This is a genomic window from Actinoplanes sp. ATCC 53533 (genome assembly GCF_003947245.1).
Genome location: NZ_QHHV01000006.1, coordinates 213,112 through 232,593 on the forward strand (window position 1 = coordinate 213,112; position 19,482 = coordinate 232,593).

General features: G+C 71.9%; 14 protein-coding genes. 5 read left to right on the forward strand and 9 right to left on the reverse strand.

The genetic code is table 11. The features are described from left to right. Positions 1-124: 124 nt before the first annotated feature. From DMB66_RS02135 to DMB66_RS02165, 7 genes are all read right to left on the reverse strand, one after another. Positions 125-337 carry a hypothetical protein gene (locus tag DMB66_RS02135; RefSeq protein WP_125802253.1) on the reverse strand — a complete coding sequence of 71 codons (213 nt, stop codon included), beginning with the start codon at positions 335-337 and terminating at the stop codon, positions 125-127. Between the two features lie 111 nt (positions 338-448). After that, positions 449-1,168: a VOC family protein gene (locus tag DMB66_RS02140; protein WP_125802254.1), complete on the reverse strand. Its 720-nt coding sequence runs from the start codon at positions 1,166-1,168 to the stop codon at positions 449-451. Between the two features lie 331 nt (positions 1,169-1,499). Next, positions 1,500-1,769: a hypothetical protein gene (locus DMB66_RS02145; RefSeq protein WP_125802255.1), complete on the reverse strand. Its 270-nt coding sequence runs from the start codon at positions 1,767-1,769 to the stop codon at positions 1,500-1,502. Between the two features lie 496 nt (positions 1,770-2,265). Continuing rightward, entirely contained in the window at positions 2,266-2,778 is a 513-nt protein-coding gene (locus DMB66_RS02150; RefSeq protein ID WP_125802256.1) for a hypothetical protein, read from the reverse strand. A 50-nt stretch (positions 2,779-2,828) separates the two neighbouring features. Next, positions 2,829-3,434 carry a hypothetical protein gene (locus DMB66_RS02155; protein WP_125802257.1) on the reverse strand — a complete coding sequence of 202 codons (606 nt, stop codon included), beginning with the start codon at positions 3,432-3,434 and terminating at the stop codon, positions 2,829-2,831. A gap of 214 nt (positions 3,435-3,648) precedes the next feature. Then, positions 3,649-4,068 carry a spore-associated protein A gene (locus tag DMB66_RS02160; RefSeq protein ID WP_125802258.1) on the reverse strand — a complete coding sequence of 140 codons (420 nt, stop codon included), beginning with the start codon at positions 4,066-4,068 and terminating at the stop codon, positions 3,649-3,651. Beyond that, on the reverse strand, positions 4,068-4,496 hold the full coding sequence (locus DMB66_RS02165) for a hypothetical protein (protein ID WP_125802259.1): 429 nt from the start codon (positions 4,494-4,496) through the stop codon (positions 4,068-4,070). Before DMB66_RS02165 ends, DMB66_RS02160 begins: the two co-directional genes overlap by 1 nt. A 144-nt stretch (positions 4,497-4,640) precedes the next feature. Between DMB66_RS02165 and DMB66_RS02170 the strand changes: the two genes are divergently transcribed. Further along, complete coding sequence (locus tag DMB66_RS02170) at positions 4,641-6,287, forward strand: protein kinase (protein WP_255440261.1); 1,647 nt, start codon at positions 4,641-4,643, stop codon at positions 6,285-6,287. Then, positions 6,284-6,865, forward strand: a complete 582-nt coding sequence (locus DMB66_RS02175) for an FHA domain-containing protein (protein ID WP_199751761.1) — start codon at positions 6,284-6,286, stop codon at positions 6,863-6,865. The genes DMB66_RS02170 and DMB66_RS02175 overlap by 4 nt, the downstream gene beginning before the upstream one ends. A 13-nt stretch (positions 6,866-6,878) precedes the next feature. Here the strand turns inward: DMB66_RS02175 and DMB66_RS02180 are convergent, their stop codons facing one another. Next, positions 6,879-12,362, reverse strand: a complete 5,484-nt coding sequence (locus tag DMB66_RS02180; protein WP_125802261.1) for a biotin carboxylase N-terminal domain-containing protein — start codon at positions 12,360-12,362, stop codon at positions 6,879-6,881. Between the two features lie 241 nt (positions 12,363-12,603). Between DMB66_RS02180 and DMB66_RS02185 the strand changes: the two genes are divergently transcribed. Together DMB66_RS02185 and DMB66_RS02190 are read left to right on the forward strand one after the other, a co-directional pair. Beyond that, on the forward strand, positions 12,604-14,346 hold the full coding sequence (locus DMB66_RS02185) for a multicopper oxidase family protein (RefSeq protein ID WP_199751764.1): 1,743 nt from the start codon (positions 12,604-12,606) through the stop codon (positions 14,344-14,346). A 159-nt stretch (positions 14,347-14,505) separates the two neighbouring features. After that, positions 14,506-16,470 (forward strand): hypothetical protein, encoded by a 1,965-nt coding sequence (locus tag DMB66_RS02190; protein WP_158647115.1) that lies wholly within the window; start codon positions 14,506-14,508, stop codon positions 16,468-16,470. Between the two features lie 16 nt (positions 16,471-16,486). On the opposite strand, the gene DMB66_RS02195 is transcribed toward DMB66_RS02190, so the two are convergent. Then, a complete protein-coding gene (locus DMB66_RS02195) occupies positions 16,487-17,794 on the reverse strand; it encodes an ABC transporter substrate-binding protein (RefSeq protein ID WP_125802263.1) in 1,308 nt (435 codons plus the stop codon). A gap of 276 nt (positions 17,795-18,070) precedes the next feature. On the opposite strand from DMB66_RS02195, the gene DMB66_RS02200 reads away from it, so the two are divergent. Next, entirely contained in the window at positions 18,071-19,468 is a 1,398-nt protein-coding gene (locus tag DMB66_RS02200) for a diguanylate cyclase domain-containing protein (RefSeq protein ID WP_125802264.1), read from the forward strand. Positions 19,469-19,482: the final 14 nt, after the last annotated feature.

Here is a 19,482-nt window from a genome sequence, read left to right on the forward strand (position 1 = left end):
CACGGCGCGCAGGTCGTGGTGATCGCGACGCCGTCCGGTCCGCGGCGCCGGGCACCTCGTGTTGCCGGGCCGCGAGGCCGGTGAGCAGCAGAGCAGGGACAACCGCGAACAGGTACCAGCCTTCTTACAGCAGGAAGCGTCGCCGGTTCATCCAGCGGTGCGTCCGCAGGCCCTCCGCACCGGGCGGAAAGGCGGGGTGATTTTTCTCCGCGAGAACCGAGAACCGGAGCCAGATGTTCGCCACCTTCGGCGCCACCTCGCGCTCCCGGTCCCCGCGGATGTTCGTCAGAACGAGCGCACTTTTTTGGCCATCGGGAGTCAGCGGCCAGATTGACACAGGGCCGCTATGTCACCCTGCGTAGACGCCGATCGCGATGTTGGACCCAACGTCGACGCGCGCTGCTAGCCGATGAGCGGGCATCGCCAAAACCTCCCCTGCACCCCGAATTCATCGCAGCGCCGCTGCGAGGTCGGCAGCGATCTCGAAGGTCGGTGCCGCCCTTGCGGTCTCGTCCGCGTTCAGCGCGATGTGCTCGACGCGGGCCAGCATCTCCGTTGCGGTTTCCCGGTCATGGAGCGTCATCGCCAGTTCTGCGCGGTACACCAGAACCTCGACGTGGGTGACAGGGTCATCGTCGGCCTGCGGGCGAGCCAACGCGCTGTCGAGGATGCGGACTGCCTGGCCGGCGTCACCCTTGGAGTCGGCTAGCACGACGGCGTTCGCCAGCGCTTTGGCGAGTCGTCCGGCGGGTGCGGGTACTGGCGTGGCCATCGTGGCGGGCTTCTGGAAGACGCGGATCCAGTTGCCGCCCGGGTCGATGACGCTGAACCCGCCCACCCCGTCGGCGTTCTTTCGGGCCCTGGGCCGGGTCATCCGCGGCATTCCGGAGACCAGGACTTTGCCGTACGCGGCCCGCATGCCGGCAGCGAAAGCCCGGTGCAGTTCCGCGATGTCCGAGGTGAGCACGATGCAGGAGCCGTAGGACTGCTCTGGGTCGAACCCGGCGATCTCGAAGAACTGCAGATGCAGGTCTTCACGTTGCAGTCCCGCGCAGGGGTAGGGCTTGCGCTGCTTGTACGTGGTGCTGAAGCCGAGAACCCCGTAGAAGGTGAGGATGTCGTCAATCGACGCGCAGGGCAGCAGGGGAACGGTCACCTCGTTGGTCATGGCTCCTTCCTAGGCGTCGCGGACGGTCCATCGCACATGGAAATAGCCGATCATCGCCTGGTCCTATCCGATCGGCCGATGCGACCACAGTCGGGGTGCACCTCAGCCGGGGGCACGTAGGCTTCCGCAGCGTCACCCTCAGTTGCCGCCGACAACGCACCCGCGCTTCCGCAGCCCGTCACCTTGTGTAAGCGGATCTTTTCTTCGGTGACAGGCGCGGCCAGCCGACCCAGCCGGTGGCACCGAAACTCACGAACATCGGCGGCACGCGACGATAGGGGCGCTACCAAGACGCACGCCGGCCCGGAGTAGCCGCCCGGCGGGGTGCGGGTCAGGTGGGCAGGGTCGCGGTGGCGGTTCTGAGGGTTTGCGAGCCGCTGCCCGACAGGTAGGTCGCGGACTGGTCGTACTGCACCTGGCCGCTGCCGGTCACGGTGAAATACGCCTGGGACCACGTTGTGCCGTCGGACAGTTGGTACCGGGTCGGCAGCACGCGGACCAGATGCCGCTCGCGGGTGCTGGCGGCGCTCAGCACTTGTGACATCGAGAAGATTGAGGCCTTGAGGCTGGTCACGTCGACGGTCACCGGCAGGCCGGGCACCGTGAGGGTGGTGTGGCCCCGCCCGGCTGGTTCAGCCTCGATGGCGTGCCTGCTCCGGAGCTGGGCGCTGTGGTCGATGACAACGGTCCGCCGGCAGGACCCGCCCTCGGGACACCACCAACGACACCGACGGGATCTTCGGCGACATCGGCGATCAGATGCTGCTGAGCCCGCGCAGGCAACGCAACGGATGGGTCGCCGGCTTCTGCATCGGCCTCGACCTTTCCGATGCCGCGGTCGGCGCCGACGACGATCCGGGGAACGGCCCGGGCGGGCCGCCTCCGCCCGGCGCGCCCACCCCGTCGCCGTCAGCGACGGCATAGCCGTCACCACACGGTGCGTCCTGGGCCGCGGCAAACCCGACGCACCCCGACCCCACGGCAGCTGCCGCATACGACCGTTGTTCCGCATGCCCTGGCATGGTCACTGACCCGATCCGTAATCGATGCCTCACGGCGGATCGCATTGGCGGAGTAGCGGTACAGCCCCGCTGGGATCACCGTCGCGGGTCCGGGCCGATGTGTGACCCGACAACGCGGTGCGCTGCCTGGAAATACTCGTCCCGGGCCGCGATGAAGGCCGCGCGATGGGTTCTCATGTCCGCGGTCGGATCGCCCCCCGCCGGGGCCCGGTCCACCGTCGAGGCGCGGAATCGAAGCTCCGCGTCGAGGGCATCTTGGTACGGTCCGTACGGTCCCTCTTCGCCGAGCCGGATCCTGACCCGCCGGGCACTGCACGTCAGCGCGTCCTGAGCGGTGGAAACGTTGGCCTTGGCCTGATCGGTCACCTTCCTTCCCGCCGTCAGGAGGTCTTGCACCGTCTGCATTGCCCGCTCGGCGTCCGCGAGGTTCCCGGCTGCTTCGTCGAGCACCGCGCGGAGCTCGGTCACGTCGGCGAGCTGACGGTCGTGGTCGAGCTGGCGCTGCTGTCGGCGGCCGGCGGTGACCGCCGCGATGGTCGCTCCGATGAGGGCTGCCGAGGCCGCGATCAGCGCGACGATGATGGTCATCCACGTGTTGCTGGGCGCTGCCTGGGCGGCCGACACGAGAGCCTCCGAGCCTAGGCAGTGAACTGGAACTCCAAGTCACGGAATTCCCCGACGATCCGACCCATCTCTCGGCGCAGCGGCAGGATCTCGTGCCGGGCGGCGATCACGTACGCATCCGCGTCGTCGAACCGCCCGTCGTCGACCAGCGACAGCGTCTCGGACACCTTGTTCTCGATCCAGGCGGCGAGTTCGGAGACGGCCGGGATGATGACGTTGCCGTCGGAATCCTCGAGCGCGAGGAACAGCTCGTCGAGCTCCCGCAGCTCATCGGGCGAGATCGGCGAACTCATGAACCACCCCCGCAGGACCTGGTGGTAGAGCACGCCGATTTTCGAGCACCGGGCGCGGAATTCGCCGGACCTCTGCCGGGCGGCGCCGCCCTCCAGAGCCACCAGTTCCCTGCGGTCGCGGTCGCGCGTCGTCGCCTGGAACTGCAAGGAGAGATAGCGGACGAGGTCGAGCTCGAAGGCGCTGAACGTCTTCGAGACCTCCTGCAGGACAGTCACCAACTGGTCCGCGCTGTGGCCGGGGTCGTTGCGGAGCAGTTTCACGCTGACCTGGCGGACGGCGTTGAGCCGCCCGGTCAGCTCGGCAAGCCCGTAAACGGCATCGAACACGGCGGTTCCTCCCGCCTGGATCTGCTCCCGGAAGCATGGGCTACCTCGCCAGAAGTCCGTCCTGGCGAACGTAGCCCGCCGCGGTCCAGAACGCAGTCGCCATCTCGACACCCCGGAGGAGACATCTCCGCGACGAGGGCGCCGGCCGCGACGAGGGCGCCGGAACGGAGCGGGCGCCCCGCCGAAACAGCGGAGCGCCCGCACTCTGCGCGACTCAGCCGCAGTGGTCGTTCCACTGGAGCCAGATCGAGCCCTTGTACCCCACCGTGCCACCCCAGTCGATGCACGCGCTCGGCGCGTACACGTAGACCGGGCCCGCGTACTTGGTGTAGTAGTCCTCGTCGTCGATCCAGCCGCCGCCCTTCGCGCTCGACAGCTCGATCGAGGCCTTCATCCAGTCCCGCTGGCCGGGGGTGTTGGAGACGGTGACGACGCAGTTCCAGCCGTTGTTGTAGGTCAGGTACGCCGTGCCCGTCCCGCTGCCGCCGACGCTCATCGAGTCGATGACGCGGTATCCCGTGCCGCAGGCGCCGTTGTACGCGGCGGCCTGGGCCGGGCCCGCGGTGGCGGCGAGACCGGTGAGCGTCAGTGCGACGGCCGCTCCCGCGCCCGCCAGCTTACGAGTCAGCTTCATCAGCAGACCGTGCTGGTGGAGCCGCCGGTCGAGTTGAGGTAACCGGTGACGTGGGTGCAGTGCGCGGCGGTGTCGGCGGGCGAGCCCCACAGCTCCGACCGGGTGGTGTTGTTCGCCGTCGCGTAGCCGTAGTCCGACCCGCTGTCGTCGTGGTTGATCACGTGGATCTCGAGGTCCCAGTTGCTGTGGGTGTTGCGGTACTGCTCCCAGACATAGATGTAGGCGTAGTTGTAGCCGCATCCGTAGTACTGCTTGACCGACGCGGCCTCCATGCCGCCCACCGTCAGCACCCGGGTGGTGCCGATCTGGCGGACGTTGGAGCAGCTGGACGGCGTGCTGGCCAGCGCCGGCGACGCGAGGGTCAGCGACCCGGCCGCGGCGGCGACGACTGCGGCCGTGCCGGCGATGGTGCGACGGACGATTGACATGAAACGGTCCTTCCCTGGTTCCATCGGGACGCACAGAGACAACCAGTTGTCCACCACCGACGGACAGGTGTCGATCCGGCCACCATTCCCTCCCGGCTCTCGTACCGGATGGGTATCATCGGGCGCCGCCGGAGTGAGGACGACATGATTCGCGGGGAAGAGACTGTGCTGGACATCGGCGTTCCTGGATGCAGGGACGCTTCTGAGATCGGTCGCGGTGGATTCGGTGTGGTTTACCGGGCCCGCCAGCCCGCTATCTCACGGACGGTCGCCGTCAAGGTGCTCGCCGCCGACGGGCTCGACGGTGAGGCCCGCCGCCGCTTCGAGGGCGAGGTGCAGGCGATGGGCCGCCTCAGCGGTCACCCGCACATCGTCACCGTGCACCAGGCCGGTTTCACCGCGGGCGGCAACCCGTACATCCTGATGGCCTACGAGGACGGCGGCTCGCTCGCCGACCGCGGCCCCGCCCGCTCCTGGCCGGAGGCCGTCGCGGGCGGCATCACGATCGCCGGTGCGCTGCAGAGCGCACACCACGCCGGGCTGCTGCACCGCGACGTCACGCCGCGCAACATCCTGTTCTCCCGGTACGGCGAGCCCAAGCTGGCGGATTTCGGCCTGGCCCGTCCCGTACGTCGGACCGCCCCGCCGCGGACCGTGACCGCCACCCTGTCGCACGCGGCCCCGGAGATCCTGCGCGGGGAAGCGCCCACCGTCGCCTCGGACGTGTACGCCCTGGCCTCCACGATCCGCTGGTGGCTGGGCGGGCCCGACCTGCGGGGTCGCGACGTGCCCGAGGCGGTGAGCGCCATCCTCGACCGCGCGACGGCGGCGGACCCGGCCGCCCGGCCCGCCTCCGCCGCCGCGCTCGCCGAGGAGCTGCAGGCCACCCAGCGGGCGGCCGGCCAGCCCGTCACCGCGGTGGTCGTGGGCACGACGGAGGATTCCGGCGAGGGCGCGCCGATTCCCGCGCCCCGGGCGGTGACGCCCACCGCCGGTTCCTGGGACCTGTCGGCGACGATCACGCAGCGCCCGGCGCGCCGGCGGGTGCCGTTCCGCCTCGCCGGGGCGGTGCTGGTGACGGCGGCCATGCTCGCCGCCGTCGGGGCCGAGACCGGCCCCGCGGAGCCGCTGGAGGTCGCGGCGGTGGACTTCGGCGGCCATCAGACCAGCGCCGAGCCGCAGGAAAAGCTCGTGACGGTGCGCAACGGCGGCAACGGGCCGGCGCTGGCCGGCACCGCGTCCCTCGACGGCGCGGACTTCCGAATCGTCACCGACGGTTGCCACGGGCGCACGCTGACGCCGGCGTCCACCTGCCAGCTCAAGCTCGCCTTCGCGCCGTCCGGCGCCGGTGTCCGGCGGGCCACGCTGCGGCTGCCCGGTCGTGCCGTCGCGGTCACCGGCACCGGGCTGATCCGGCAGGCGGCCGAGGACGATCCGCCGCCCGGCGCCTGCTACGCCGACGCCTACCAGGTCGGGCACACGGCGTACGGCTATGTGGGCGGGCAGAAGGCGATCTCGGTGAAGCAGTACTGGTCGCCGGCGTGCCGGGCCGTCATGGCGTACACCTGGGTCTGGAAGCAGTATCGCGACAACGCCGGCACCCGCGGCACCTGGGCGGTCGATCTGAGGATCGCGGGCCTGGACAAGGCGCACCGGGCGGTCGGCCAGCCCCTGGAGCTGTGGACGGCCCCGGTCCGCAGCCCGGCCGGTTGCAGCAAGGCGAGCGCGACCATGACCGGCACCGGCCTGCCGGCGCCGCTCGACGTGACGACCGACGAGCATTGCCGGTGAGCTATCTCGAGGTGCACGAGGCCGGCGCGGTGCGCCTGGTCCCGCTGACCGAGGCGACGCTGGCGATCGGCCGCTCCCCCACCAACACGCTGACCATCGACAGCAAGCGGGTGTCCCGGCTGCACGCGGTGCTGGAGCGGTTCGCGCCCGGCTGGTCCATCCGGGATCTGGGCAGCACCAACGGCACGACGGTCAACGGCGCCCCGCTGCGGCAGGCCCGCCACCTCCGGGACGGCGACCGCATCGAGATCGGCGGGGTCCGGCTGCTGTTCCACGCGCCGGAGGATTCGCAGACTCAGACGGTGGCCGCCGACCCGGTGCCGCCGCCACCGCCGCTGACCCGCCGCGAGCGCGACGTCCTGGCCGAGCTCTGCGCGCCGCACACGGTGGGCGGTGCGCCCTTCCCGGAGCCGCCATCGGTACGGGAGCTCGCCGCGCGCCTCGGCCTGTCCTCCAGCGGGGTCAAGAAGCACCTGACGAACCTGTACGACAAGTTCGGGCTGCACACCAACGACGAGCGCCGCCGGCACCACCTCGCCACCGAAGCGGTGCGGCGAGGGGTGACCGGCGGCGGCTGACCGGCGGGAGCGGTCAGCGCTTCATGCCGTGCTCGATGGCCTCGATGATCCGGGGCCGCAGCTCGGCGGCGCCGATGATCGCGTCCACCGAGCCGACCTCGACCGCGCGCTGGATGCTGTGCACCCGGTCGAACTCCGCGGCGACCTCGCCGAGCTTCTCCGCCCGGACGGCGGACTGCACCTCGGCGAGCTGAGTGGTCAGCGCCGCCCGCGCGGCGCCGCTGGCCGCCCGGACCTGGCCCTGCAGCCCGGTCACCCGCGGGTCGGTCGCGGTGCGGTTGTTCACCTCGCCGGAGAACACCACGGCCGCCGCCGGGGCACCGCCGAGCACCGAGGCGAACGAGCCCTCCAGCGCCAGCACGGTCATGGTCGGGTTCAGGGCCTTGGAGAACACCACGAACGCCCCGCCGTGGTAGCGGGAGATCACGCAGAACACGATCGGGCCGACGAAGTTGACGATGGCCCGGCCGATCTCCGCGCCGTACTCCAGCTGGAGCTTGCGCATCGACTCGGGCGAGCCGTCGAAGCCGGACAGGTTCGCCAGCACCACCAGCGGCCGGTTGCCGGAGGCCGAGTTGATCGCCCGCGCGGTCTTCTTCGACGACCGCGGGAACAGCGTGCCGGCGGTGTAGGTGTCCGGGCCGTCGGTGGGCGGGAAGCCGCGCCGGGGCACCGACCGCGACTCGATCCCGACCAGGCAGACCGGCCAGCCGCCGAGGTGCACGTCCTGCACCACCGAGGTGTCGGCGTCGGCCATGCCGGCCCAGCGCTCCAGCACCGGGTGGTCCTGGTCGGCCAGCGCGCGCATCACCGTCCGGATGTCGAACGGCTTCTTGCGGTCCGGGTTGTGCCGGGCCGAGAAGATCTCGCCGACGGTGGCGAAGTCGCTGCCGGCGGTCGGGTGCGGGAAGCCGGAGACGTCGCGGTCGGCCGGGTCGGTGGTGGCCGCCCGCCGCGGCGCCGCCTCGCCGGGCACGACGTAGGTGTGGTCGTAGTGCGCCATCAGCACCTCGCGGGCGGCCGGCAGGTCGGCCGCCCAGTACTGCGCCTGGCCGTTCGGGCCCATCACCCGGTCGTAGCCGCCGATGCCGAAGTTGTCCTCGGCCGACACGCCGCCGGAGAAGTCCAGCGACTGCTTGCCGGTCAGCACCATCGCCGAGTCCGGCGTCATCACGAGGATGCCCTTGGTGTGCATGAGCATCGTCGCCTCGGCGTTCCAGTACGGCTGGGCGCCGACGTTGATCCCCGCGACCACGATGTTGATCTCGCCGCCGTCCTGGGTGAACGTGACGATCCGCTTGAGCGCGGCCGCGACCCAGTCCATGTTCTCGGTGCCCGAGGACATCGAGATCCGGGCGCCGGCCGACAGCGCGAACCACTCCAGCGGGACCCGCATCCGCTCGGCCAGGTCGAGCGCGGCGATCACCCGCGAGCACTCCGGCTCCGACAGCGCGCCCAGCGCCTTCGTCGGGTCGCCGAGCAGCACGACCCGGGTGAGGCCCTCGGGGTGCCGTTCGGTCCGGGTCGTGACGACCCCGGCCACGAGCGCCGCGGAATTCCGGCCCCTCGGCCGGTCGACCGGCACGAGCACGCCGTGCTCGTCGAGGTCGTGCTCGGTGAAGTCGCCGCCGGGCCCGGCGAGCAGCCCGGTCAGCTCGTACGGGTAGACGGTCCCGCGGCGGGCCGCGCGCAGCACCTTCTGGCGGTAGTCGTCCAGGGGCTGCACCGGCTCGGTCGACGGCTTGTCGACGTGCAGGCGCGCGCCGCCGGGGTCGAGCGTGATCCGCACGGCGACCTCGGTCAGCTCGCCCGCGGCGTTGCGCTGGCGGGCCACGAACTGGACCTCCTCCAGCCCCGCCCCCGCCGAGGTCGGCAGGATCCGCTGGACCAGCGCGTTGAGCTCGTCGGCGGTCAGCTCGGTCGACGGCCAGACGTACATCATGATCCGGTTGGTGTCGAACCGCTTGTTCTGCGGCCGCTGCGCCTGGATGTTGCGGATCGCGTCCAGGCCCGCGGTGATCGCCTCCTCGACGGCGGGCAGCGCGACCAGCCGGCCGTCCGACTCGCGCAGCGGCGTCAGGTCGCGGACCTGGCCCATCGCGAAGAGCCGCTCGTCGGCCGGGTTGCTCTTGGCGACGGCCTTGAACAGGTAGATCTCCTCGTCGGCCGAGGGCAGCCGGGTCAGGTCGAACTCGCGCAGCCGCTGCAGCTGCAGGCGCTGCGCGAGCTGCGGGTGCAGGCCGCGGATCAGTCTGTCCTCGGCGAACCCCGCGCCGTCGGGCCGGAAGGTGAAGTGGTGGTGGATCACCGCGCCGCTGGGGCCGGCCACGGTGGTGGTGATCCGGCGGACGCCCACCGGCAGCGAGGCCTCGGCCAGCAGCTCGCCGAGCCGCACCGCCATGGTGTCCGCGTCCGGCTGGCCCTCCCAGGTCACGTAGAGGTCGGCGACCAGCCCGCGCTCGGTGACGCCGGCGGCGAAGGCGCCGACCGCGCCGATGGCGGCGGGCAGGGCGGCGATGTCGACGGCGGTGGTGACCAGGCTCGTGACGCCCCGGGTGCCGGTGTGCTCGGCGGTGACGAACCGGCAGCCGGCGGCCTCCCGCGCGGTCACCGCGGACAGCCGGCGGTTGCCGTAGTAGCGGCGGGACAGCACCTCCAGCAGCGGGGCGTGGTCCCGGCCGGGGCGCCCGATCCGCTGGCTGATCAGCCGGACCAGCGGCTCCGCGCTGGCCACCATGAGCTGGATCCGCGCCGCGCGGTCCGGCGCGTCCGGGTTGCGGTCCAGGTAGGTCAGCTGCTCGCGGACCGCGGCGTAGACCTTGGCGCGGTTGCGGCGCAGCAGCGGCTGGACGAACCAGCGGAACACCACGCCCCGGGCCAGGTCCGACACCGCGGGGAAGCGCACCTGGGTGGCCTCGACCAGGTGTTCCAGGGCGAGCCCGGCGCGTTCGCTCAGCGACTCCAGCGGCGGCGCCCCGGCCAGCCACTGCTGCAGCAGCTCCGACACGACCGCGACGTCGGTCGGCATCCGCTGCTGCGCCAGGAAGATCCGGAAGACCGCGGCCTCCAGCTCCGGCGTGCGGTCCAGCTCGGTGATGCCGTAGTGCCCGAGCATCTGCTTCAGCTTGGCCTGGAACGCCTCGGTGAGGCCGGCGCGTTCGACGTCGAGGCTCTGCAGATAGCTGTGGAAGAACTCGCGCGGGCTGTGCACCGGGCTGCCCGGCTCGACCTCCAGCTCGCCGCCGGGCTTGTTGCGGCCCAGCTCCGACAGGTCGGCGAAGGCGGTCAGCAGGTCCAGCTCGCCCGGCAGCGGCCGGCCGCCGAGCTCGGCCCGGGCGGCCAGGTAGCCGGAGAGCACGCGCTTGCGGTCCTGCGGGTCGACGTCGAAGCCCAGCAGCAGGCTGCGCAGGTCCTGCAGGCCGCGCTCGGCGCGCTCGGCCGCGGACACGTCCACCGGCTCGGCCGGCAGGTCGATCTCGACGGTCTCGCCGGTGCTCGCGGCCTGCTCGTCGGCGCCCTCGTCGGCCAGCGGCTCCAGCCGCATCAGCGGCGCGCCGGTCTCGACCTGGCTGCCCACCGACACCGGGCACTCGCGCACCCGGGCCCGGAACGGCGCGCGCAGCACCGTCTCCATCTTCATGCTCTCCAGCACCAGGATCGGCGCGCCCGCCTCGACCTCGTCGCCGGCCGCCAGCGGCGTCGCCACCACCAGCGCGGGCGCGGGCGAGCGGACGACGCCGCCCTCGTCCAGGCTGATCCGGTGGGTGGCACCGTCGACCTCGACCAGGTGGATCGGGCCGTGGGTGGCCGACACCAGCCGGAAACGCTGCCCGTTGACCACGATCCGGCCGCTGTACGCGTCGAACCGCTCGACCTCGACGTCGGCCGGGTGCAGGTCGCCGCCGCCGGAGACGCCGACCCGGAAGCGCTGCTGGCCGATGCGGGCGACGCTCACCCGGTAGCCGACGCCGCGCAGCTTGAGATCCAGCGGGCGGCCGCTCTCGTGCTGCACCTGGGGGCGCCCGCCGTGCGCGGTGGCCAGCAGCCGATGCCGGCTGATCTCCTCCTCGTCCTGGTAGGCCTCGATCGCCGCCGCCGCCAGGGCGACCGCGGAGTTGCGGTGGTTGACCAGCCGGCCCTCGGCGCGCACCCGGTCGATCCAGCCGGTGTCGGCGCTCGCGTCGATCACCTCGGGCTGGTCGAGCAGGTCGAGCACGAAGCTCTTGTTGGTCGCGCCGCCCTCGATGATCACCATGGTCTCGGCCATCGCCCGGCGCAGCCGGCCCAGCGCCTCGTCGCGGTCGCGGCCGTAGGCGATGATCTTCGCGATCATCGAGTCGAAGTCGGCCGGGATGGTGTCGCCCTCGCTGACGCCGGTGTCGACGCGGATGCCGGGCCCGGCGGGCAGCACCAGCCGCGCGATGCGGCCCGGCGACGGGGCGAAGTCGCGGTCCGGGTCCTCGGCGTTCAGCCGGGCCTCGACGGCGTGGCCGGTCTCGGCCGGTTGGGCGCCCTCCAGCCGCCCGCCGTTGGCCACGTGCAGCTGCAGCCGGACCAGGTCGACGCCGGTGGTGATCTCGGTGATCGGGTGCTCGACCTGCAGCCGGGTGTTGACCTCGAGGAACGCGAACAGCTTCTCGCCGGGGTGGTAGAGGAACTCGACAGTGCAGGCGCCGCGGTAGCCGACGGCCACGGCCAGCCGCGCGGCCGACTCCTTGAGCTCCGCGGTCTGCTCCGGGCTCAGCACCGGGGAGGCGGACTCCTCGATGACCTTCTGGTTGCGCCGCTGCACCGAGCAGTCGCGCACGCCCAGCGCCCACGCGGTGCCCTGCCCGTCGGCGATGACCTGGACCTCGACGTGCCGGGCGCCGGTGACCAGGCGCTCCAGGAAGACCACGCCGGAGCCGAAGGCGCGCAGCGCCTCCTGGCTGGTGCGCTCATAGGCGTCGGTCAGGTCGGCGCCCGAGGCGACCATCCGGATGCCCCGCCCGCCGCCGCCGGCGGTCGCCTTGAGCATCAGCGGGTAGCCGATCTCGTCGCCGGCGCGCAGGGCGTCGGCGAGGGTGGCGACCTCGCCGCGGCTCCACGGCGCGACCGGCACGCCGACCTCCTCGGCGATCAGCTTCGAGCCGATCTTGTCGCCGAGCTTGCGCATCGCCTCCGGGCTCGGCCCGATGAAGGTGACGCCGATCTTCTCGCACAGCTCGGCGAACGCCGGGTCCTCGGCGACGAATCCCCAGCCGACCCAGGCGGCGTCGGCCTTGGTCGCCAGCAGCGCCTGGGCCAGGACGGCGTGGTCGAGATACGGGCGGGCCGAGGCGGGGCCCAGCGGGTAGGCGATGTCCGCCGCGCGGACGAAGGTCGCGGTGCGGTCGGCATCGGTGTAGAGGGCGACCGTCTCGATCCGCGTCCCGGTTTCGGCCGAAAGGTCCCGGACAGCATGGATGAGCCGCATCGCGGCCTCTCCACGGTTGACGATGGCGACACGACTGAACACCGGCTGAGCCTCCCAGATAACCACGCGCGGAAGGCGACGGTCCGGGTCCCGGAGCGCCGCCTCCATCTGTCTACACACCCTGCTTGATTACTGGCGAGTACACCAATGTCCGCCGTCACGCATGCCGGGGCCCAGATGTTGTGGAAACCCTACAAAGCGAGCTGTCGAGCTCGGCCAACTGGCGACATCCGGGCACCGCCAGCACTCACAATATGGGGCAAAGCAGACGGAGGCCCGAGACATGACCATGACCGCGACCACCAGCAGGACCACCGCGACCGGCGCCGCGCCGACGCCGTTCACCGACGAGCTCCCGGTCCCGCCGGTCCTGCGCCCACAGCAGAACAGCCAGGGCACCGGCGTCCTGCGGGTGCACGCCCGCGCCAGCATGGTGAGCCTGCACCGGGCACTGCCCCGCACCCCGGTCTGGGCGTACGAGGGCCAGCTGCCCGGCCCCACCATCGAGGTCCGCCGCGACGCCGCCCTGCGCGTGCACTGGATCAACAAGCTGGCCGGCCCGCTGCCGATCGTCGCCGTCACCGGCCCGCCCGGCAGCCAGAACGAGCCCGGCCGCTCCGGCGCCTCCCCGAAGGACCTGTCCGGGATGCCGGCCTGGACCGCCGTGCACGTGCACGGGGCGGCGGTGGGCGCGGACAGCGACGGCTGGCCGGAGAACGGCGTCTCCCCCGGCGACCGGTCCGTCTACACCTATCCGAACCGGCAGCGGGCCACCGCGCTGTGGTACCACGACCACGCCATGAACCTGACCGCCTACCAGGTCTACGCGGGGCTGGCCGGCATGTACCTGATCCGCGACGACGAGGAGGACGCGCTGCACCTGCCGTCCGGGCGGCGCGAACTGCCGCTGATGCTCAAGGACATCAACCTCGACCAGGACGGCGAGGGACGGTTCACCGGCCGGCTGCTGCACAAGACGGAGCTGGGCGCGAACGAGTTCTTCGGCCCGTACACCACGGTCAACGGCCGGATCTGGCCGTACGCGCGGCTCCGGCCGACGGTGTACCGGCTGCGGCTGCTCAACGCCAGCAACGCCCGCACCTACCGGCTGGTGCTGCTCGACGACTCCGGGACGCCGGTGACGGGCGCGATGTCGCTGATCGGCACCGACGGCGGGCTGCTGGGCGCGCCGGTGGCCGTACCACCGGAAGGTCTGGTCCTGGCACCCGCCGAGCGGGCGGACGTGCTGCTGGATCTGCACGCGCACGCCGGGCAGACCCTGACCGTGGTCAACACGGCGGCGGCGCCCTACCTGGGCGTGCCGGCCGCGACCCCGCCGGGCGTGCCCGACCCGGCGCACCGGCTGCCCTTCCCGCAGGTGCTGCAGCTGCGGGTGGCGCCGGGGCCGGCGCCCGAGCCGCAACTGCCCACCGTCCTCTCCCCCACCTTCCGCCGGCTGACCCACGCCGACCTGCCGCACGACCACGGGCACCGGCTGGTGATGCTGGTGAAGTCGAGCAAGCCGCTGCGCGAGATGGAGCCGGCACCGGACGGGCCCGGGATCGTGCGGGTCAAGGGCTCCGACGGCACCACCGCCGGCTTCCGGGTGGCCGCGGGCACGTGGGCGGACGCGGCCACCATCCACGTCGTCCAGGACTCGTGGGAGATCTGGCGGGTGCTCAACCTCAGCGGCCAGATGCACCCGATCCACCTGCACCTGGTGCAGTTCCAGATCCTGCGCCGCGAGGTGTACGACGCGAGCGGCTTCGACCCGGCCACCGGCGAGGCGGACCCGCCGATCCAGCACGTGGCGACGCTCCCGGTGCCGCCCGACGAGGCGGGCTGGAAGGACACGGTACGGGTCAACCCGAACGAGATGGCCGTGGTCGCCGCCCGCTTCGCCGACCACAGCGGGCGGTACGTCTACCACTGCCACCTGCTGGAGCACGAGGACGCCGGGATGATGCGCCCGTTCGTGGTGATGCCGGCCGGCATCCCCGGCATGGGTGGTGGGCATGGTCACTGACCGGCATGGGTGCCGGGCACGATCACTGACCGGCATGAGTGGTGGGCATGGTCACTGACCGGTGAGCCGGCCGTATCAAGGTGCCGGTCCGCCCGCTCGGTCCTGCGTTAGTGGCAACCCGCCGGCGACCCGCCGGCCGCCTGACGGAGGACAGCACCCATGGCACAGTCGTTCACCACCACCACCACCGCCGGCACCGCTCGCACCGCCGACGGCGCCGGCCCGGCCGGCGTCTTCCGCGTTCCGGACGGCAGCGTCCGGTGGGTCGTCCTGGCCCACGCGCGGGACCTGCTCCGCCAGGCCCGCGCCCGCTGGGTGCTGCGGACCGTGCCGGCCGACGCCGCATACCGCCAGTTGCGCGGCGCCGTGCTCGCCGAGGCGCTGACCCTGGACGAGAGCTACGCGGAGCTGACCGCGGAGGGCCAGCGGCTGGCGGAGGACTTCCCGGACCGGTGCGGCCCGGTCGTCGCCGCGGTGCGGGACCTCGCGGTGGTCCTGGAGCCGGACGCGACCGTCGCCGAGGTGTTCCGGGCGCACGCCGCGATGCTCGGCGCCGTCGACCCGGGCAGCGGCGATCCCGGCGCCGGCGACTGCGCGGTCACCCCGGCCGACGGCGCGCTGGAGATCCGCCTCGGCGCCGGCGGGGCGGATCTCCGGCCCGGCCCGGCGGCCGAGCTCGACACCGCCGCCTTCCTGGCCGGGCTGCGGCGGCTGACCGCCACGGCCCGCCGGGACGGGCGCCTGCCGTCGGCCGCTCAACTGCTCGCCGAGCGCTTCGCCTTCGACGCGCTGAGCCGCGGCGCCGGATCGGTCCGGCACTGGGGCACCTCCGGCTTCCGCGCGCACCAGACCTACATGTCGGTGACCGATCCGGGAGAGGGACACCTCGACGGTACGGTCCGGGCGCTGGCCAATCTGGACGGTGTCATCGTCCACATCGAACACCTGGAGCGCGGCGGCCACCAGGACCGCACCCACGTGGAGCCCTACCGGATCCCGGACCCGCAGACGGTGCGGCAGGTGCGGCTGCTCGTCGGCGACGACGCGCCCGTCTCCTCCTACGTCGGGCGGCCGGTCTTCGAGGGGTCGGTGGAGCCGTCGATGCTGAAGACGGCCCGTACCGTCGCCGCGGCCTGCTCGGCGCTCTTCGCGCAGGGCCTCGCCGAATGCAAGATCGCCATCGAGGGGATGACCGCCCGGCAGGCCGTGCGGTTCATGCGGGCGGTCCGCGCCGGCGTCGCCCGGGACCGCTTCACCCAGGTGCTGTCCGCCGCGTTCAACATCAACACGCCCCTGCTGGACGACCGGTCCGGCCAGCTGTACGACGGCCGGCTGGTCACCGAGCGGCTGGACGTCGGGCTGCTCGGCATCGAGCTCGCCCGGGCCGGCGGCTTCGACAAGGTCACCTGGGACGGCACCGCCAACACCTACCCGAGCCGGTGCGTGCTGGAGCAGCTCTCGTACGCCGAGGCGGTGACGCTCGTGCACCGGGCGCACGAGCGCGGCCTGCTGACGTACTTCTCGGCGGGTTTCCGCCTGCACAACCTGGCGCAGGCGGTCATGACCGGGGTGGACGGCATCGGGGTCGGCGGCGCGCAGATCCTGCGCTACATGGACGCCGACACCGGCTTCCACGGCCCGTTCCTGGACGGGAACATCCCGGCGATCCTGGCCGAGCGGGATCTGGCGGAGACCTCGGTGCTCGGGCAGGCGGCACGGGTGCTGAGCCGGCTGGACCGGATGGCCTTCGAGGCCACGATCACCGCCTGGGACGACGTGCACCGGCACGACCTGTTCACCGCGCTGAGCGCGGGCCGCTACGACATCGGCGAGCTGCGCCGGCTGCTCGACGCGGTCGCCCACGTGTCCGGGCTGCCGGACGACGCGGAGCACCCGCTGCTGTGCTGGGCGGACCGGCTGCTCGCCGGCGGCCATCACACGCTGGCGGCCGGGCGGACCCGGCTGCGCGCGGACTGGCAGGCTCACCTGGACCGGGTCGCCGAGGCCCGGGACGCCGGCGACCGGGACCGGCTGGAGCTGCTGCTGGCGGCCGAGGGCCGGTTCGCCGCGGCGAGCCTGCGGGCGCGCCGGGAGCGGGCCGCCGACCAGGCGCTCGCCGCCTGATCGGGCGTGCCGGACATCAGTCCGGCCAGGTGGACTCGATCTCGCTGAGGACCGCCGGAGTGGGCTTCCCGTTGATCCAGTCGGTCATCCCGCGCCAGAACGATCCGACGCCGACCGCCGGGGGCATCAGGTCGGAGCCGTCGAAGCGGAAGATGACGTCCGGGTCGGTGAGCAGATCGGCGGACAACCGGTCGATCGGCATCAGCAGCAGGCTCTTGTCGCTGCCGGTGTTGGCGCTGACCATGCCGCCGAGCCGGAACACGCTGTTGACCCACTCCGGCGTCGAGAGATAGGCCGTGACCGCGCCGACGGCGGGCTGGTCGCTGAACGCACCCAGGAACTCGCCGGCGCCGAGGATCGGCTTGCCCTTGGTGCCGCCCATGGGCGGCAGGTAGAACGCGTAGATGTCGCCGTCCTCAGCGATCTTCACGCCGTTGGGCCACTGGCTGGCATAGAACGACGCCTGGCGGTGCATCGCGCACTTGTGGTCCAGGATCGGCTGACCGCCCTCCTGGAAACCGGTCTTCGCGATGCTCCGGACGCCGCCGAAGCCGCCGTTGACGTACGCCGGGTTCTTGAGGATCTCGCCGACCCGATCGAGCGCCGCACTGATCCGCGGGTCGTCGAAGGCGACGCCGTGCGCGACCCACTGGTCGTAGACCTCCGCGCCGGCAGTCCGCAGCAGCACGTCCTCCAGCCAGTCGGTGACCGGCCATCCGGTGGCCTCACCCGACATGATGCCGGCGCACCAGGGCTTGATGCCGCTGGCGGCGATCTTGTCGCTGAGCGCGATCATCTCGTCCCAGCTGCCGGGGACCTGGTACCCCTTCGACGTGAAGAGTTTGGGCGAATACCAGACGAACGATTTCACGTTCGCGGTGAAGGGCGCGGCAAAGAACTTGCCGTCGACGGTGCCGTAGGTCTTCCAGTCGGCCGACCACCATTTGTCGGTGTTCTTCGCCACCTGCTCGGTCGCCGGCTGGAGTTCGCCGCGGCGGGCCATGCTGGCGAGCAACCCGGGCTGCGGGAAGATCGTCAGATCCGGAGGCCGGCCCGCGTCCACCCGCTCCACCAGTTGCTTCTCGAAGTCGGTGGAGCCCTCGTAGTCGATGGTGATCTCGGTGCATTCGGAGAACTTCTCCCAGGACCGCTGCAGCTTGTCGGCCAGCACGTCGGTGATCGACGAGTACAGCGTCACTTTGGCGCCCTCGTGGCCCAGATATGCCGCGAACGGGGAGCACTCGTCGGCGACCTGGTCCGCCGGTTCAGCATCGCCGCATCCGCCGGCCAAGCCGAGCCCGGCCACCAGAGCGACGAGCCCCATCCGCCGGCGGATCCCCCGTGACACCATCGCCCCGCCTCACTCCCGCACCATGGCCGACGTCCATCTGGTTCAGCGTCTCATCCAAGCACGGGCGGACCGTTATATCCTGATTTACGCCACATAGCCGCCCGCGCGGCCGAAGCCGCCGCGACCCGGGGCCGAAAGCCCTTGACTCGCCCGTCCGCCGGTCGATCCAAATAAGGTAGGCCGGAAATTCCGGCGCCCGGGGGTGGAGCAGTGAGGTACGCCGTCGGTCCGCACCGCCGAGACGACCGCGTGTCCGAGCCCGCGGGCGCGGTTGGCGATGTCGCGAGCACGCGACACCGGCAGCGCTCCGCCTACCCCATCTTCGGCAACCGCCGGATCAGTACCAAAATCATCTCGGTGGCGCTCGCGGTCGCGTCGGTCTTCGCCGCGGTCGGAGTGGTCGGCCTCATGGGCAACCGTGACCTCACCGAGCACCAGGACCATCAGTACCGGACCAATGTGATGGCCCTCTCCCGGATGGCCGCGGTCCGCTCGGCGGTCAGCGCCCAGCAAGAGGCCGTGCTGTCGCACATCCTGTCGGACGAGGGCTTTCACCGCAGGAACTACGAACTGATCATCGCGCGGACCGATGCGGCGATGGACGTCAACCTGGCCGAGCTGCACCACATCGAGCTGGCCCGGACGCAGGTCGTCGCGCTGACCGCGTTCGAGGGAACGGTGCGGCTGTGGCGCTCGGCGCGAGACGTCGGGCTGACCGCCAGCCGGGCCGGCAACCGCAATCAGGCCACCTCGATCATGCTCGTCCGGTCGGCGGCGGTCGCCCGCTCGCTGAAGGACCGGGCGGACGCGCTGCTGGGCCAGCTCGTGGAGGCGGTCGCGCTCGGCGTCCGGAACGCGCAGGCCAGCAGCCGCAATGCCGAACGCCTCACGCTGCTGCTGCTCATCCTCGGCGGGCTGGTGGCCGTGGCGCTGGCCGTGGTGGCCGCCCGGACGATCTCCCGCCCGATCCGGGAAACCATGGACGTGCTCGCCCGGGTGGCCCGGGGCGATCTCAGCCATCAGGTGGAGGTGCGGACCAAGGACGAGATCGGTCAGATGGGCAACTCGCTCAACGACACGCTGGCCATCCTGCGCGACGCGTTCGAACAGCTGCAGCACAGTGCGTCGCATGACGGGCTGACCGGGCTCGCCAACCGCGCACTGCTACGCGAGCGGCTGAACGCGGCCGCTCCGCACGCGCTGAGCGGGGTACCGGTGGCGATGCTCTTCATCGACCTCGACGGGTTCAAGGAGATCAACGACCGGCACGGGCACGCGGCGGGCGACCAGCTGCTCGTCGCGGTCTCGCACCGACTGCTCGCGGCCGTCCGCGGCGCGGACACCGTCGCCCGGCTCGGCGGAGACGAGTTCGCCGTGCTGCTCGATGGGATGGACACCGAGGAAGACACCTACGCGGTGGCCGACCGCCTCCTGGAGAGCATCCAGGAGGCGGTCCCGTACGAGGGGACCGAGCTGCACCCGCGAGCCAGCATCGGGGTGGCGATGTGGCGCGGCGACATCGATGTCGAGCAGCTGATGCAGAACGCCGACCTGGCCATGTATGCCGCGAAGACGTCCGGCAAGGGGAAAGTCACCCGGTTCGACGACTGGACGGCCGCCGTCCCGCTGGATGTCCGGGTCGGGTGAGACCGGCGGTTCGT

Bases quoted from the DNA above. Each gene is read 5' to 3' on its own strand.
- DMB66_RS02170 (WP_255440261.1), top strand. From the start codon at position 4,641: ATGATTCGCGGGGAAGAGACTGTGCTGGACATCGGCGTTCCTGGATGC.
- DMB66_RS02150 (WP_125802256.1), bottom strand. From the start codon at position 2,778: ATGACCATCATCGTCGCGCTGATCGCGGCCTCGGCAGCCCTCATCGGA.
- DMB66_RS02165 (WP_125802259.1), bottom strand. From the start codon at position 4,496: ATGTCAATCGTCCGTCGCACCATCGCCGGCACGGCCGCAGTCGTCGCC.
- DMB66_RS02195 (WP_125802263.1), bottom strand. From the start codon at position 17,794: ATGGGGCTCGTCGCTCTGGTGGCCGGGCTCGGCTTGGCCGGCGGATGC.
- DMB66_RS02185 (WP_199751764.1), top strand. From the start codon at position 12,604: ATGACCATGACCGCGACCACCAGCAGGACCACCGCGACCGGCGCCGCG.
- DMB66_RS02140 (WP_125802254.1), bottom strand. From the start codon at position 1,168: ATGACCAACGAGGTGACCGTTCCCCTGCTGCCCTGCGCGTCGATTGAC.
- DMB66_RS02160 (WP_125802258.1), bottom strand. From the start codon at position 4,068: ATGAAGCTGACTCGTAAGCTGGCGGGCGCGGGAGCGGCCGTCGCACTG.
- DMB66_RS02190 (WP_158647115.1), top strand. From the start codon at position 14,506: ATGGCACAGTCGTTCACCACCACCACCACCGCCGGCACCGCTCGCACC.